This is a genomic window from Lactobacillus sp. M0396 (genome assembly GCF_016101625.1).
GTDB lineage: Bacteria > Bacillota > Bacilli > Lactobacillales > Lactobacillaceae > Lactobacillus > Lactobacillus huangpiensis.
Genome location: NZ_JACFQE010000005.1, coordinates 171,790 through 188,552 on the forward strand (window position 1 = coordinate 171,790; position 16,763 = coordinate 188,552).

Annotated in this window: 14 protein-coding genes and 1 riboswitch; all 14 genes read left to right on the top strand. The window is 37.5% G+C overall.

Annotated elements, in window-relative coordinates; genetic code table 11:
• Nucleotides 1–18: 18 nt before the first annotated feature.
• The 14 genes from ychF (at nt 19) to ribH (ending at nt 16,580) form a co-directional block, all read left to right on the top strand.
• A complete protein-coding gene (ychF, locus tag H3T43_RS07490) occupies nt 19–1,119 on the top strand; it encodes a redox-regulated ATPase YchF (RefSeq protein ID WP_034978903.1) in 1,101 nt (366 codons plus the stop codon).
• A gap of 9 nt (nt 1,120–1,128) precedes the next feature.
• Nucleotides 1,129–1,911 (top strand): DUF1129 family protein, encoded by a 783-nt coding sequence (locus H3T43_RS07495; protein WP_198213662.1) that lies wholly within the window; start codon nt 1,129–1,131, stop codon nt 1,909–1,911.
• Nucleotides 1,912–2,053: 142 nt separating this feature from the next.
• Nucleotides 2,054–3,778 (top strand): ABC transporter ATP-binding protein, encoded by a 1,725-nt coding sequence (locus tag H3T43_RS07500; protein WP_198213664.1) that lies wholly within the window; start codon nt 2,054–2,056, stop codon nt 3,776–3,778.
• 9 nt (nt 3,779–3,787) lie between these two features.
• Entirely contained in the window at nt 3,788–5,650 is a 1,863-nt protein-coding gene (locus H3T43_RS07505) for an ABC transporter ATP-binding protein (protein WP_198213666.1), read from the top strand.
• Nucleotides 5,651–5,838: 188 nt separating this feature from the next.
• Entirely contained in the window at nt 5,839–7,365 is a 1,527-nt protein-coding gene (locus H3T43_RS07510) for an ABC transporter permease/substrate-binding protein (protein WP_198213668.1), read from the top strand.
• Nucleotide 7,366: 1 nt separating this feature from the next.
• Nucleotides 7,367–8,335: an ABC transporter ATP-binding protein gene (locus tag H3T43_RS07515; protein WP_198213670.1), complete on the top strand. Its 969-nt coding sequence runs from the start codon at nt 7,367–7,369 to the stop codon at nt 8,333–8,335.
• A gap of 178 nt (nt 8,336–8,513) precedes the next feature.
• A complete protein-coding gene (locus H3T43_RS07520; RefSeq protein WP_187154906.1) occupies nt 8,514–9,200 on the top strand; it encodes a response regulator transcription factor in 687 nt (228 codons plus the stop codon).
• Between the two features lie 4 nt (nt 9,201–9,204).
• Nucleotides 9,205–10,359 (top strand): cell wall metabolism sensor histidine kinase WalK, encoded by a 1,155-nt coding sequence (locus tag H3T43_RS07525; protein WP_198213672.1) that lies wholly within the window; start codon nt 9,205–9,207, stop codon nt 10,357–10,359.
• A gap of 44 nt (nt 10,360–10,403) precedes the next feature.
• On the top strand, nt 10,404–11,975 hold the full coding sequence (locus H3T43_RS07530) for a UDP-N-acetylmuramoyl-L-alanyl-D-glutamate--2,6-diaminopimelate ligase (RefSeq protein ID WP_198213674.1): 1,572 nt from the start codon (nt 10,404–10,406) through the stop codon (nt 11,973–11,975).
• A 13-nt stretch (nt 11,976–11,988) separates the two neighbouring features.
• Complete coding sequence (locus H3T43_RS07535; protein WP_198213676.1) at nt 11,989–12,735, top strand: aspartate/glutamate racemase family protein; 747 nt, start codon at nt 11,989–11,991, stop codon at nt 12,733–12,735.
• A gap of 226 nt (nt 12,736–12,961) precedes the next feature.
• A riboswitch (FMN riboswitch) is annotated at nt 12,962–13,095 on the top strand.
• A 119-nt stretch (nt 13,096–13,214) separates the two neighbouring features.
• Nucleotides 13,215–14,276 (top strand): bifunctional diaminohydroxyphosphoribosylaminopyrimidine deaminase/5-amino-6-(5-phosphoribosylamino)uracil reductase RibD, encoded by a 1,062-nt coding sequence (gene ribD / locus H3T43_RS07540; protein ID WP_370520798.1) that lies wholly within the window; start codon nt 13,215–13,217, stop codon nt 14,274–14,276.
• Complete coding sequence (gene ribE, locus H3T43_RS07545; protein ID WP_198213679.1) at nt 14,261–14,866, top strand: riboflavin synthase; 606 nt, start codon at nt 14,261–14,263, stop codon at nt 14,864–14,866. The genes ribD and ribE overlap by 16 nt, the downstream gene beginning before the upstream one ends.
• Before the next feature lie 11 nt (nt 14,867–14,877).
• Nucleotides 14,878–16,104: a GTP cyclohydrolase II gene (ribA, locus tag H3T43_RS07550; RefSeq protein ID WP_305067084.1), complete on the top strand. Its 1,227-nt coding sequence runs from the start codon at nt 14,878–14,880 to the stop codon at nt 16,102–16,104.
• Between the two features lie 2 nt (nt 16,105–16,106).
• Nucleotides 16,107–16,580 (top strand): 6,7-dimethyl-8-ribityllumazine synthase, encoded by a 474-nt coding sequence (gene ribH / locus H3T43_RS07555; RefSeq protein WP_122051893.1) that lies wholly within the window; start codon nt 16,107–16,109, stop codon nt 16,578–16,580.
• Nucleotides 16,581–16,763 lie beyond the last annotated feature (183 nt).

Genomic DNA, 16,763 nt, shown 5'->3' on the forward strand with positions numbered 1-16,763 from the left:
TTAGAAAGAGGATAAAAAATGTCACTAACTGCTGGGATTGTTGGGCTACCTAATGTTGGTAAGTCGACTTTGTTTAACGCAATTACTAAAGCGGGAGCGGAAATGGCCAACTATCCGTTTGCTACGATTGAACCGAATGTTGGTATGGTTGAGGTTCCAGACAAGAGACTTGCTAGAATTCAGGAATTGATTCCCGCTAAAAAAATAGTTCATACCACTTTTGAATTTACTGATATTGCCGGCTTGGTTAAGGGAGCTTCAAAAGGAGAAGGTTTGGGTAATAAATTCCTGGAAAATATTCGCCAAACTGACGCGATCATTCATGTTGTGCGTGCTTTTGAAGACGACAATATCACTTCAGTTACTGGTAAAGTAGATCCGGAAGAAGATATCAATACTATTAATCTGGAATTAGCAATCGCTGACTTAGATGCCGTTAATCGTCGGATTAGCAAGGTGAAAAAGATTGCCCAGCAAAATGACAAGGAAGCTAAAGCTGAATATAACGTTTTGCAAAAGATTAAACCGGTTTTGGAAGAGGGTCGCGCCGTTCGCTCAATCAAATTCAATGAAGATGAACAAAAAATTGTTAAGGGCTTGTTCTTGCTAACTGATAAACCAGTTATTTATGTAGCTAATATTGCTGAAAATTCAATGGCCGATCCCGAAAAAGATCAATATTATCAAATTGTTAAAAAACATGCAGAAAGTGAAAATGCTGAGTGTCTAGGAATTTCTGCAGCTACTGAAGAAGAAATTGCTGGTTTAGATGATGATGAAAAAGCCGAGTTTTTAGAAGCTGAAGGGGTAACTGAGTCAGGTCTTGACCGTTTAATCCGAGCAGCTTACCATATTTTAGGACTAAGAACTTTCTTCACAGCTGGTGGTCCTGAGACTCGTGCTTGGACTTTTCATAAGGGGATGAAAGCACCACAAGTTGCTGGAGTTATCCATTCTGATTTTGAACGTGGATTTATTCGCGCAGAGGTAGTTTCATACACTGATTTAGACAAATATGAAACCATGCAGAAAGTTAAAGAAGCTGGTAGGTTGCGTCTTGAAGGGAAAGACTATGAAGTTCAAGATGGCGACATTATTGAATTTAGATTTAACGTTTAGGAAATAATAATGGCAGAAAAGAAAACTGAAGCACAAGCTAAAATAGATACTAACAAGCAGGAAAAATTAAAGGAAAAAGTAATCAATCAAAATATAGATGATGAAGTCAAACAAATGCAGCCTGCCGAGTTGCGTAAACAACTTAGCAATAAAAATTCTGATTATGTTTTTCGCTTGCAAAAAGAACTTGAAGCACAAGGTAAAATGAGTCGTGAAGAGGCTCAAAAAAGAGTAGATGCGCTCTTGAATGATTTAATAATTGCACAGCGTCATGGTCAACCGGCCAGTACATATTACGGCATGTCACCTAAATTAAAAGCTGCTGACATATTAAAACCCAAAAAGAAGAAAGCTTCAGATATTCCGTTTTGGCAATATGCCACGGATAATGCCCTGTTTTATGTAGCTTTGCTATTTGGTCTTTTTGGCTTAATTGGTTTATTCCAAAAGAACAACAAATATAATTCAGAGATGGGTGCCTTAACTTTGTTGATTGTTGGTGCTGCACTGGGCGTTTTTATGACGAAGTATAATGAATGGGTTTTACCTAATGGCAGTAAAAATCGCAAGATCCCCTGGTCAAAATTAATTTGGGGTTTTATTTCAATGATGGCACTGCTCTTTATCTGCTTTGGCGTTTTATCTCTGAGAGCGTTACAAATTATAAATCCAGTTTTACCTGGAATATATAATTTAATAATTGCTGCGGTGGTATATGGTATTCGCTGGCTTTTCCGTCGACATTATCAAATTATCGGCTCTGCATTTTCACCAGCTGATAGGAGTAAATAGGTGCTTTTTGTCAAGAAAAGAGCTATACTTAGATAACTATATGTTTTAAAGGATAAATAGATTTATTATGAGTCTATTTATCCTTTTTAAACTGAATACACGTTTAAAAATAACGCATTAATAAATTAGAAAGAGGTATTTAATGATTAACACGCTGAGTAAATCGATTAGGCAGTATAAAAAATTGTCTTTGCTGTCGCCATTATTTGTTACTGGTGAAGTTATCATTGAAATGTTAATACCGTATTTAGTAGGTATTTTAATAGATAATGGCATTATGAAAGGGAACATGTCATATATTACTAAAACAGGTGTGATTTTACTTGTATTAACGGTCGTTTCTCTTGTCTTGGGTGCCAGTGCCAGCTACGCCTCTGCTCATGCTGCTGCCGGTTTTGCATCAAACCTGCGTAAAGATATGTTCTATCATGTGCAAGACTATTCATTTGAAAATATTGATAAATTTTCCAGTGCCAGTCTGGTGACGAGAATGACTACTGACGTTAATAACATTCAGATGTCTTACCAAATGTTGATTAGAATTGCGGTCAGAGCACCAATGATGCTATTGGTTTCAATTATTATGTCGATAATTGTCAGCCCTCGTCTATCACTTGTGTTTGTCGTGCTAGCACCTATTTTTGTTATTCTTTTAGGTCTGGTCATTAAAAGTGCCAGCAAGTATTTTCCCAAAATCTTTCGTGGTTATGACCGCATGAACCAAGTTGTCAGGGAAAATGTTCGTGGTATTCGTGAAGTTAAGACCTATGTGCAAGAAGAAGCACAAACCGTTAAATTCAAAAAAGCAGCTGGTTTTATTTATAAACTTTTTGCTACAGCTCAAAAAATTATGTCTCTCAATTCTATGATTGTTATGGCTGTTTTAAATATTTCTAATTTAGCTTTTTGTTGGTTTGGCGCTAAGGAAATAGTTGGCGGAAGTTTACAAACTGGTCAATTAATTTCAATGTTTTCCTATTCAAACTCAGTTCTGGGCAGTTTAAATATGTTAGCTATGATCATCACACAGTTGGTAGTTTCTGGAGCTAGTGGTAACAGAGTTGCCGCTGTTATTAATGAAAAGCCATCAATTGAAAATCCACGAAAACCACTAAAACATATTAATAATGGTGAAGTGATTTTTGATCACGTAAACTTTAAATATGATCCTGATGATAAGGATTTAGCTTTAAGCAACATCAATTTAAATATCAGACCTGGTGAAACAGTAGGTGTAATTGGTCGTACTGGGGCTTCTAAATCGACATTGGTATCTATGATCCCGCGGCTTTATGATACCGATTCAGGAGCTGTGCGCGTATCAGGACATAACGTTAAGTCTTATGATTTAAAGACGCTGCGTGATAATGTTGCCATGGTTTTACAAAATAATGTCCTGTTTTCTGGAACTATCAAAGAAAATCTTAAATGGGGCAATGAAAATGCAACTGATGATGAGATTATAGCAGCTGCTAAAATTGCTCATGCTGACGATTTTATTCGTGAAATGCCTGATCAATATGATACTGTGGTTGAACAAGGCGGTAATAATGTTTCTGGTGGTCAAAAACAGAGAATTACTATTGCACGTGCTCTTTTGAAAAAGCCAAAAATCTTGATTTTAGATGATTCTACTTCTGCAGTAGATACGCAGACTGAACGTCAAATTCGGGAAGCTTTAGCACAGAATATGCCTGATACTACTAAGATTATTATTTCACAGAGAATTGTGTCAATTAAGGATGCTGACCGTATAATTGTAATGGATGAAGGCAAGATTCAAGACATTGGAACTCATGAAGAGTTGATGAAACGCAATGATCTGTACAGCTCAATCGCTAAGTTTCAAGAAGAACAGAAGAAGTAGGTGATTAATTTGGATAAAGCAGTAGAAAACAAAAATAGCCAAAATATTGATAAGCGTTCCACAATCTTATGGCGCCTGCTTAAATTAGTTGCCAGTACTAGTCCCTGGATGCTCGTTGCTTCGACGATTGCCATAATTTTAACAGCCGCAGCCAATGTTTTAGGATCACTATTTATTGAACGTCTGATTAATGTTTATATTATTCCGTTAACTAAGGAAGCACAGCCAAATTTTGGTCCTCTTCTACATGCAATTGCCGTTATGTTTGGGTGTTATGCTATAGGTTTTATTTCTAATTACCTTTTTGCAATGCTGATGGCAGTTTTAGCTCAAAAAGTACAATTCAGAGTGCGGATGGAAATGTTTGAGCACATGGAAATGTTTCCGATTTCGTATTTTGATGAAAATGACTACGGCGATATTATGAGTTGCTATACTAATGATATTGATACGTTGCAACAAATGATTTCGCAGTCAATTCCGCAGTTTATGAATTCAGCGTTAAACCTTATTTTCGTTTTAGGTGCGATGCTGGTTTTGAGTTGGCAATTGACTATTTTTACTTTGGTGGTTTTTGCACTTTCGATTATAATTGTGCGCTTTTTGACAGTTCGCTCTTCTCACTACTTTCAACTGCAACAAAAGGAATTGGGTGAAGTCAACGGCTACAATGAAGAAATGCTGAATGGACTCAAGGTAATTAAAGTATTTAGCCACGAACCTGAAGTTGAACAAGACTTTGATGCTTATAACGAATCGCTGAAAGTAGCATCAGGCAAAGCCCACACTTACGCTACTATTTTATTCCCTATCATGGGTAACATGGGTAACCTGCTTTACGTCTTAATTGCTGTTTTAGGCGGAGCCGTGGCAATTAATAAAATTGCACCACTTTCACTGGGTGTTATCGGTGCGTTTTTACAGTTATCTAAGCAGTTTGCAATGCCGATAGCTCAAATTTCACAACAGTTAAATTCTATTGTAATGGCTTTAGCTGGCGCGGACAGAATTTTCAAGTTAGAAGATCAGCCTGTTGAAGTTGATGATGGTGATGTTACTATTACCAAGGATGAAAATGTTAAGGGTGCTTGGCATTGGAACGTCCCACAAAAGGATGGTTCAGTAAAGAAAGTTACCGTTAAGGGACATATTGTGTTTGATCACGTTAATTTTGGCTATGAGCCAAATAAACAAATTTTGTACAATATTTCTATTGATGCTAAACCTGGTATGAAAGTTGCCTTGGTTGGTGAAACCGGTGCCGGTAAGACGACCATTTCCAACATGATTAATCGCTTTTATGAAATCAATTCGGGTACAATTACTTATGATGGTATTCCTATCAACAGAATAAAGAAAGATGATTTGCGCCATTCCTTATCAATCGTTTTACAGGATACTCATATGTTTACTGGCACCGTAATGGATAACATTCGTTTTGGTAATACTGAAGCAAGCGATGATGATGTTTATCAAGCAGCACACTTATCACATGCCGATGAGTTTATTCATCGCTTAGATGAAGGATATAAGACGATTATCGATGGTAATGGAGGTGATTTGTCTCAAGGACAAATGCAACTGCTTAGCATTGCCCGTGCAATGATTGCGGATGAACCTGTAATGATTTTAGATGAAGCAACATCAAGCATTGATACGCAAACAGAAAAACTTGTGCAAGCAGGCATGGATAATTTACTAGCCGGACGTACCAGCTTTGTCATAGCGCACCGCTTGTCTACAATTGTTAACTCTGACTTAATCCTGGTACTTGATCATGGCCATATTATTGAAGCAGGTAACCATGAACAGCTCCTAAAGAAAAAGGGTTACTACTACGAGTTGTATACTGGTAAAAAAGAAATTGAATAGAGCTTTTAAAAATATTCCCAGCCTTATTGGCTGGGAATATTTTTTTAAGTAATATCTCTAAGCAATAATTGCTTTTAAAATACCAGTTTGTGTTATGGTAAAGCAAAAGAAATTGATCATTTTAATGCTATTAATATAATCTGTTTAGTAAATTTAATGATAGAAAGCAGTAGTAAAGGAATTAAGCGATGAATAAAATTATCCAAATTTTAAGCGAACGCAGGGGAGATTTGGGCGTTGCCTTATTGCAACACCTGCAAATATCGCTAGTTTCATTACTGATTGCAATGATAATTGCAATGCCTCTGGCTTTCTGGGCAGTAAAACACACCCGGGCTGCAGAATTTTTATTACAAATTGCCAGTATATTGCAGACAATCCCTTCATTGGCACTGTTGGGTTTGCTAATTCCCCTTGTTGGAATAGGGACAATACCTGCTGTTATTGCTCTAGTTGTATACGCCTTATTACCAATTTTTCAAAATACTTATCTGGGCTTAACTGAAATTGATCCTGCTCTTGAAGAAGCTGCAGACGCATTCGGCATGTCTCGTTTGCAAAAGTTGCTTAAAGTAGAATTGTCTTTAGCTATGCCAACAATTATTTCTGGTATCAGGACAGCACTGGTTTTAATTATTGGAACTGCCACTATGGCGGCTTTAATTGGTGCAGGTGGTCTTGGTAGTTTTATTCTATTGGGAATTGACCGTAATAATACCGCGTTAATTGTTATAGGAGCAGTATGTTCAGGGATTTTAGCGATCACGTTAAGTGCTTTAATTAAGTGGCTGGAGCATGCATCGGTTAAAACTGCTTTAGGAATTTTAAGTGTCAGCATCATATTTTTGGCCGGAAGTGGTATTTACCAAGCGGTTACCAGTCAAAAAGAAACTGTTACTATTGCTGGCAAGTTGGGTTCTGAACCAGAGATTTTGATCAATATGTATAAAGATTTAATTGAGCAAGACGATTCACATGTGCAGGTGACTCTGAAACCCAATTTTGGTAAAACGACCTTTTTATACAGTGCTTTGAAAAATGGCAAGATTGATATTTATCCTGAATTTACAGGGACCGTTTTGGAAACTTTTGCCAAATCTCCGGTGAAAACGGCAGGTCTAAGCGAAAAAGAGACTTATGAAAAAGCTAAAAAATTAATGTATAAGCAAGATAAACTAACTTTGCTTAAACCCACGGCGTATGATAATACTTATGCTTTAGCTGTCAAAACCTCTTTTAAAAATAAAAATCATTTAAAGAAAATCAGTGATTTGGCTAATATTACTAATCAGTTAAAAGGTGGCATGACTTTAGAGTTCATTGACCGTGGGGATGGTTTTAAAGGGATCAAGAAATTATACAAAATTGATTTTCCGGTTAAAACGATGGAGCCGGCCCTGCGCTATCAAGCAATAAACCAGAACAAAGTTAACGTAGTCGATGCATATTCAACTGACAGTGAGTTGCGACAGTATCATCTAAGTATTTTAAAGGATGACAAACATAACTTCCCTATTTATCAAGGTGCTCCCTTAATGAGTAATGACTTTGCAAATAAGCATCCCCAAATTGTGCATAGTTTAAATAAATTAGCAGGCAGAATTACTGAAAAGCAAATGCAGGAAATGAACTATGAAGTAAACGTTAAAAATATGGATCCGGGACAAGTTGCACATAATTTTTTAGTAAAACAGCATTTGCTTAAGGAGAAGTAAGATGACTTCAGCGATAAAATTTGATCATGTAAAAAAATCGTTTGCTGATAAAGTAGTAGTAAATAACCTTAATCTCGATGTTCAGCAAGGTGAATTGTTCGTTTTAGTTGGCAACTCCGGTAGTGGGAAAACTACATCTGTTAAAATGATTAACCGTTTGGAAGACCCAAATTCTGGCTTGGTTTTAGTTAATGAACGGCCTACTACAGAATACGATGTGCAAAAATTGCGCTGGCAAATTGGCTATGTTTTGCAGCAAATTGCACTTTTTCCCAACATGACAGTTGCTCAAAACATTACTCTGATTTCAGCGATCCAGGGAAAGAGCAAAAACCTTGATGAAACAGTTGCAAGGCTATTAGAAAAAGTGGGGCTGAATCCGCAAGAATATGCCTCAAGATATCCGCGTGAATTATCTGGTGGGGAGCAGCAGAGGATTGGAATACTGAGGGCAATTGCTTCTAAGCCGCCAATTGTCTTAATGGATGAACCGTTTAGTGCCCTTGATCCTCTTTCAAGGGCAAATTTGCAAAAACTGGTTGTTGACTTGCATCAACAGCTTCATAACACCATTATATTTGTCACTCATGATATGAATGAGGCGCTGCTTTTAGCGGACAGGATTGGTATTATGAAAGATGGGCAATTATTGCAGGTGGACAAACCAGAAGAGATTTTAAGACATCCTGCAAATGACTTTGTAAGAGACTTTTTTAAAGGCAGTTTGGGCAATAACTTATACGAAACGCCTTTGAGGCAGGCGGCTTTATTTAATAAATATAAAAAAGATGCTTTAAAGTCACTACCTGATATGATGGTAATTAGTGAAGAAGAAACTATCCCCAGGTTGTTGCAGCTGTTGTGCGATCATGAAGCAGTGGCAGTGCAAAATCAAAATAAGGAACTTTTAGGATATATTGATCGGCAGTGGATAGTGGAGTATTTAAATGGTATTAGTAATTTAAACTAAGAAAGCAAGCTGGAAAAATCCAGCTTTTTTAATAAAATAATAAAGTTATGCTTGAATATTAGTAGTTTGTTACAAAATTGTCTAAAATATTAGACATGGATTCTGCTACACTATATTTAGTAGAATAGAAAAACAAAACGAATATAATCAATAAGTAAAAAGAAGGGAAATTAGCCCTATGAAAATTTTAGTTGTTGACGACGATAAAGAAATCGTCGAACTGTTAAGTATTTATCTCAAAAATGAAGGTTATACCCCGGTTGTTGCATACAGTGGCAAGGAAGCAATTACGAAATTAACTACCACTCCGGATATTGCTTTGATGATCTTAGATGTCATGATGCCTAATATGAGTGGGATTGATGTTATCAAGGAAGTTCGTAAAGATTCTGACATTCCTATTATCATTGTGTCTGCTAAAACAGGAGACATGGATAAAATCCAGGGTTTGATTACGGGTGCGGATGACTATGTGTCAAAGCCATTTAATCCATTAGAGGTTATGGCGCGAGTTCGTTCGCTTTTACGTCGCAGTCAAAAACAGGTCAAAGATGATGAACCTGACATTCTTGAAGTTGGACCGCTTATTATTAACCGTGATTCACATGAAGTTAAAACAATTGATGGCAAAGATATTCAGTTAACTGCTTTGGAATTCGGTATTCTGTATCTTCTTGCCAGTCACCCTAATCGTGTATTTTCTGCTGATGAAATTTTTGAACGGGTTTGGCAACAGGAATCGATAGTTTCTGCTAAAACCGTTATGGTGCATGTTTCGCACTTGCGTGACAAGATTCAAACGGCCACAGGCGGCGAAGATATTATTCAGACTGTTTGGGGTGTAGGCTATAAAGTTGAGGCTTAGCTAGATGAAAAAAGAAAGGGTCAAGCTGACAGCTGCTGAAAAAAGCGAGTTGTTTGCTGAAGGCGTTATAACGGTTATTTTGCTGTTATTGTTAAACCTATCGGTGATTATTTTAATCAACTTGACAATTTTACAAAATAAAAACCTGGTTAACGGTATTTATTTTTTAAAAAAGACCATTACTTTTGCTGGTGGACGCCATTTATGGTCTTGGCAAAATACCTTTATTATTTTTATGGGTATTGGCGATTTAATCGTGCTCTACTGGCGCTTAATTCGGCGTTATCATCAAATGCAGTTAAGACACGTTATTTCTGAACTGCATTATATTGCAAAGGGACATTTTGATCATACAATTTCTTTTAAAGTCAAAACAGACTTACAAAAAGTAATTGATTCGATTAATTCATTAGTTGATAGTACAGTCAACGCAATCAATGAAGAAAAGGCGATTGAAAAATCTAAAGATGAACTGATCAGTAATGTTTCTCATGATATCAGAACGCCGTTAACTTCTATCATTGGATATTTAGGATTACTTAAATCGGGGATGTCAGATCCAGCAGATCAGCAAAAATATCTTAATATCGCGTATATGAAAGCTGAACAAATGAAGTCTCTGGCTCATGATCTGCTTGAGTATACAACGTTAAAATCAACAAGTACCAAACTAAATCTGTCTTCTTTACATATTTTTTCTATGTTGGAACAAGTGGCAGCGGGATTTGAATTTGAAGGTCAAGAAAAAGGGATAGTATTTAATATTGAAGCAAGACCTAAGAATTTAACGATTGAAGCCGATGCAGAAAAGTTAGTACGTGTTTACAATAATCTCATCACTAACGCTTTGAAATATGGTACAGGGGCAACACAAATTAATTTGATTGCTAATTTGGTCAACAACAATGAGGTGGAATTACGGGTAGAAAACAATGGTGCCCAAATTCCTGAAGAGTCGTTAAAAAAAATATTTGAACGGTTCTATAGAGTAGAAGGATCTCGGAATACTAAAACAGGTGGTACAGGACTGGGTCTATCAATTACCAAAAGCATTGTTGATCTTCATCACGGCAAAATTCGTTGTGAATCTGATAAAGATTGGACACGTTTCATTATTTGTCTGCCTTTGAACCTAAAGAGTGAAAAAACTCCAGCATAGCTGTGGTATAATTTTGACTGAGATATTAAATAGAGGAGTATAGCATGAGTATTTCTTTAAATACCTGTATTTTAATTTTAAAAGAGCACCATCTGCTTAAATCGAGTGCTGTTCAGGACACCGTCCCATCTAAAATGGAATATGTGTCATATGATTCACGGGATGTTCAAACCAATACACTGTTCTTTTGTAAAGGTGCTGGCTTTCGTCCTACATTTTTGTCAATGGCAAAAGCAAATGGTGCCAACTGTTATGTAGCAGAGCAACCATATCCAGAAGGCAAGGGAATGCATGCACTGATTGTGCGCAATGTTTCTAAGGCAATGGCTCTATTGTCTGCAGCCTTTTTCCGCTTTCCTCAAGATGATTTATATTTAATTGCTATTACTGGTACTAAAGGTAAAACCACTTCTGCTTATTTTCTAAAAGGAATGCTGGATCAAGTCAATGGTGGCAAAACAGCACTGATTTCTTCGGTCAACACAGTTGTAGGTCAGGGAAAAGATGATACTTTTAAATCCAGCTTAACCACTCCTGAATCACTTGATTTGTTCCGTGATATGCGAACGGCTGTGGACAATGGTATGACGCATATGGTTATGGAAGTTTCCAGCCAGGCTTATAAGAAAAATAGGGTGTTTGGACTAACTTATGACTTAGGCTTTTTCTTAAACATTTCACCCGATCATATTGGACCTAATGAGCATCCTAACTTTGCTGATTATCTGCACTGTAAACTGCAATTATTGGTTAATGCGCGCAAGTGTATTATTAACGCTCAGACTGACCATTTTGACGAAGTTTATGCTGCCGCCACGACTACTACTGATCCAGACAGTATCTACTTGTTTGCTGACGAAAAATTTACCAATCCAAACCTAAAACAGATAATTGATTTTCGCTTTGCAACCGAAAAACTTGATATGGCTCAGACTAAATTCCAGGTATTATGTGTCAGTGACAAAGCAAAGCAGCTTAAAATAGCTGGTGATTACCAGTTAAAGATGCTGGGTGACTTTAATGAATCAAACGGTACGGCTGCAGTAATTGGAGCCGGACTGGCCGGAATGAACCATGACGATGCTGCTAAAGGAATTAGTCAAGTAACAGTTCCTGGACGGATGCAGACAGAAGTGACCAAAGACCATGGTGTAGTGGTTGTAGATTATGCACATAACGAAGCTTCCATGATGGCACTTATGGGCTTTATGCAACGTGAATTTAATAATCCAAAAATCATTGTTGTTGTAGGTGCGCCAGGTGATAAAGGAGTGTCCCGTCGACCTGGCTTTAGTCACAGTTTAAATGCATATGCGGATAAGGCTTTTTTAACTACTGATGACCCAGGATTTGAAGATCCAAAAGAAATTGCACAGGAAATTGATGCCGGAATTGATCATTCTAAAGTTGATGTAACAATAGAACTAGATCGTAAGAAGGCCATATATGATGCCATTAATTTATCGAAAAAAGGTGATATTGTCCTGATTTGCGGTAAAGGTGCAGACGGTTTTCAAAAAATACGCGGTGTAGATACACCATATCCATCTGATATTATGGTTGCTCAACAGGTAATTGATGAGCTTGAAGGCAAAAAAGAACACTTTAGAAGTTAGAAAAGCAGGTATAATGAAACATTTTTTTAGTATTATTGGCGGTATGGGCACTATTGCGACTGAAAGTTATGTCCGGATGATTAATCATCGTATCAAAATTACTAAAGATCAGGATTATTTAAATTATATTTTAGTTAATGATGCACAAGTTCCTGATCGTACAGCATATATCAAAGATCCCAGCAAGCCTAATTTCTTCACTGCTTTGCGTGAGGATGTGCTCCAGCAAGCACAACTAAAGCCTGATTTTTTTGTAATGCCATGTAATACGGCTCATTATTGTTATGATGACTTGGCTAAACTGACAGACATACCTTTTTTGCATATGATGCGTATTGCTGTTCATAAGTTTATAACCGATTATCCACAAGAGAGAAAAATTGGTTTAATTGCCACCGAAGGATCAATTTACGATCATTTGTATGAAGATGAGATTAAAGAAGCAGGGCGCGAGGTTGAACTTGGAGGATCTGAGATTCAGCCAATGGTTACTGAACTGATTTATTCAAATATCAAGGAAAAAGGTGTGGTTAATGGCGAACTTTACCACCACATATTGCAAACAATGCATGATCAATATGGGTGCAATGTGATTTTACTTGGCTGTACTGAATTGTCGCTGGCTCAGGAAAAAGCTCCAGATCATCCTTATAACGTTATCGATCCACAGGTAATCTTGGCTGACGTGGCAATTGAACTGGAACTGAAGATACGTGCGGGAATGGATCCAAAAGCAGCTATAAAGAAATATATGTATTAACAGTTGACTGGTGATGCATCTAGATAAAATTTTAAAAACAGTAATTAATTTAGTTACTGCTTTTTAATTTTGAAAATTATTTTTTATTAAGTATGAAATAAGAAAAACCCAGTAAATAGCCTTTATAATTTAACTTAGTAGCTGTCTATAATTTTTAAATAATATTAACAAAAAATTTGCTATTGCCGATATAGGATATCTATATTATACTGGAATAAGTTGAATACGGTTTCTTCGGGGCAGGGTGTAATTCCTTACCGACGGTGACAATTAATGATTGAAGTCCGTGACCCGCGTTTTGCGGTGGAACTAGTGCAAGTCTAGTACCGACAGTTAAAGTCTGGATGGGAGAAGAACAAACAAGATTAGACAGAAAACTCGCGTCGTTATTAAACTTCGCTGAAATCTTATTTGATGAATAAAAAATAAGCCTCGTTGATTATATCAACGAGGTTTTTTAATGCTTAGGAAGTGAAATAGTGCAGGATAGAGATTATATGCAAATGGCAGTCCAAGAAGCTTTAAAAGCCCAGGGAATGACTTGGACAAACCCATTAGTTGGTGCAGTTTTGGTTAAAGATGATCAGGTTTTAGCAACTGGCTACCACCATCAATTTGGCAAAGAACATGCGGAAGTAAATACACTGTCGCACTTAGCAGATCCCAAACAAGCTCGGGGAGCAACTTTGTATGTAACATTGGAGCCTTGCAGTCATTATGGTAAACAGCCACCTTGTTGCAAAAAAGTAGCCGAGGCTGGAATAAAAAAAGTTGTTATCGGTCAGGTCGATCCTCATCAAATTGTGGCAGGTAAAGGCATTAAATATCTTAAAAGTCATGGGGTTCAAACTGAAGTCATTGGTGGCACTGAGAATTTAAATGTTGCGTATAACTTTTTTTATCAGCAAGAAAGACCATTTGTGACACTTAAATATGCAATGTCTATTGATGGCAAAATTAATGCCGCGGGCAAAAGAAGAACACTTTTGACTGAGGACGCGGCTCTACTTGATGTACAAAAATTGCGGTTGCAAAATCAAGCCATTTTAATTGGTGCAAACACATTACGCATCGACAATCCGCTTTTAACTGTCAGAATAAAAAACTTACCACATCCACCTATTAGGATTGTTTTAACTAAGGATGCCAATCGGTTAGACTTTACCAGTCGAATATTTAAGACTCGCGGTCAAATTTGGTTACTGAGTGAAACAAACTTAACTCAAAATGTTGGAGAAAATGTGTGCTGTTATACTGCTAGCAAATGGACACCCCAAAAAATAATCCGGCTTTTGGCTGAACATGAAATTCAATCGTTGTTAGTTGAAGGTGGAAGCAATGTACAGGCCCAGTTTATAGCAACTGATTTGGTGGATGAAATAGTAACATATATTGCCCCTCTGGTGTTGGGTGGCACAGCACTGCCTGCTGTGTACGGACAGGCTTTAACAGAAATAAGTCACTACCAATTATTGGATGTTAAAAGTTTAGGTCAAGACGTAAGAATTCGCGTGAGGAGAAAAGAATGTTTACAGGAATAATTCAAACAACGGGTACGATTACCCGCTTGGAAATTAGTGCGCAACATGCAAGACTAGGTATTTGTGCACCTGAACTGATACAAAAAGATTTGCCTTTGGGAGCAAGTATTGCCGTGAACGGCATTTGTTTAACCATTACTGACTGGAGCGAAGAAGACTTTGCAGTTGATGTAATGCCAGAAACAATGAAAAGAACTAATCTAGGCAAGTTGCAAAAAGGTAGCCTGGTAAATTTGGAGCCTTCATTAGAGCTAAACGGCAAACTTGATGGACATATTGTTGCAGGACACATTGATACAACAGCCGAGCTGGTAAAACGAGTTGAAAACGAAAATTCTGTTGAATTGGAATTTCAAGTACCACATAAGTATGATCCCTTTATTGTTGAAAAAGGATCAATTGCTATTGATGGTATTAGTCTAACAGTCACGATGGCAGAGAATGATCATTTTGGAGTAAGCTTAATACCTTATACCATCCAAAATACTACTTTGGCTCACTATCAGGTAGGCGATAGAGCAAATATTGAAGTGGATATGATTGGTCGCTACGCAGTTAAGCAGATTCAGGCTTGGAAAAAAGAATTTTGATGGAGAAAAAAATGACAGAACAATTGAATGAAAAAATACAAAAAGTATTACAGCATATGTTAAAAGGCGGATTGGTAATTGTGGCTGATTCACCTCAGCGCGAGTCTGAAGGGGATATGATTGGCTTAGCAGAAAAGGTTACACCACAAGCAGTTAATATGATGATTACTAAGGCTCGTGGATTATTGTGCGTACCAATGAGCAAAGCTTATGCCGACCGTTTGCAGTTGAAGCCAATTGAAACGGGTTCGAACGATACTTTTGGCACGGCCTTCACTCTTAGTGTTGATTCCACTGAAACTAAGACGGGAATTTCAGCTTTTGACCGCGCAAAGACTATTAAAAAATTGGCTGATCCTAATAGCCAATGGTCTGATTTTTACCATCCTGGTCATGTTTTTCCGCTAGTAGCTAAAGAAGGTGGGGTATTGGAACGTACAGGTCACACCGAAGCAGCATTAGACTTAGCCAGATTGGCCGGAGTTGCTCCTGTTGGCTTTATCTGCGAATGCATTAAAAAAGACGGAACGATGGCTAGACGTAAAGACTTGAAAGCTTTAGCGGAAGGACTAGGCATTCCTTATTTGACTATTGAAGAGTTAATTGAATACCGCAAAAATCAGGAAAACAAAGATTTGGGGATTGAATCTTTTACTAAGGTTGATTTTCCCACCAAGTACGGTCACTTCCAGCTTGAAGGGTTTAGAGATAAAAAGCATCCCGAAAAGCAGCCTACTTTGTTAATTAGCAAAGGCGAAGTTAAAAAAGGTGAGCCACTTTTGCTGCGGCTTCACAGTGAATGCTTGACAGGGGATGTTTTTGGCTCTAAACGCTGTGATTGTGGCGCTCAGTTGGCTGAAGCATTAACTAAAATTGAAGAAAATGGTTCAGGAGCGGTTTTATACTTGCGTCAAGAAGGTCGGGGAATTGGTCTTGAAAACAAGTTACGAGCCTATAAATTGCAAGATGAGGGTATGAATACGGTAGAAGCTAACCAGCATCTAGGCTTGCCGGTTGATGCTCGTTGCTACAATGTCGCAGCCGAGATCTTACGACAAAAGGGCGTTAGTGAGGTTAATTTGATGACCAATAATCCTGACAAAGTGGCACAATTAGAAAACTATGGTATTAAAGTTGCGAAACGAATACCAGTTGAAGTGGGCATGACTGAAGAAAATAAAAAATATTTAGCGACTAAAAAACATGAAATGAATCATATTTTAAATGAGGTGGATTAATTATGAAAGAAATTAACGGAAACATTGCTCAAGGACAAAATAAAAAGATTGGGATTGTTGTTGCTCAGTTTAATGGTGTGGTAACCGATCGTCTCCTTTCTGGAGCTGTGTCACAATTAAAAAAATCGGGCGTGAAAGATGAAAATATTGTGATTGTGAGAGTACCTGGAGCATTCGAAATTGCCCGTACAGTCAACTGCTTGGCAAAGAGTGGCAAAGTCGATGGCATCATTGCACTCGGAGCAGTAATTCGGGGCGAAACAGCTCACTTTACCTACGTTTGTGAAGGCACTACTTCACAGTTAGCAGCAGCATCAGCAAATGGCACAGTACCAGTGATGTTTGGCGTGCTAATGACTGATACGGTTGCACAAGCAACTGATCGTGCCGGTGGTAAATCAGGCAATAAAGGTGCAGAATGCGCCACGGATGTGCTAGAGGTTTTAAATATAGAAGAGCAAATAAAGCAACTATAAATTTTTAAGTACATTATCGTTAATAAAAAAAGCAAGTCATTTCTAGAATTATGATATGAACCCCAAATTTAGGACAAATTTGGGGGTTATTTTTATGACTAAATTATCTAAACAAGATAAAGTTGAAATCTATCATCTTTGGCACGATTATCAAATAAGCCCTGCTGAGCTAAGTCAGCGTTA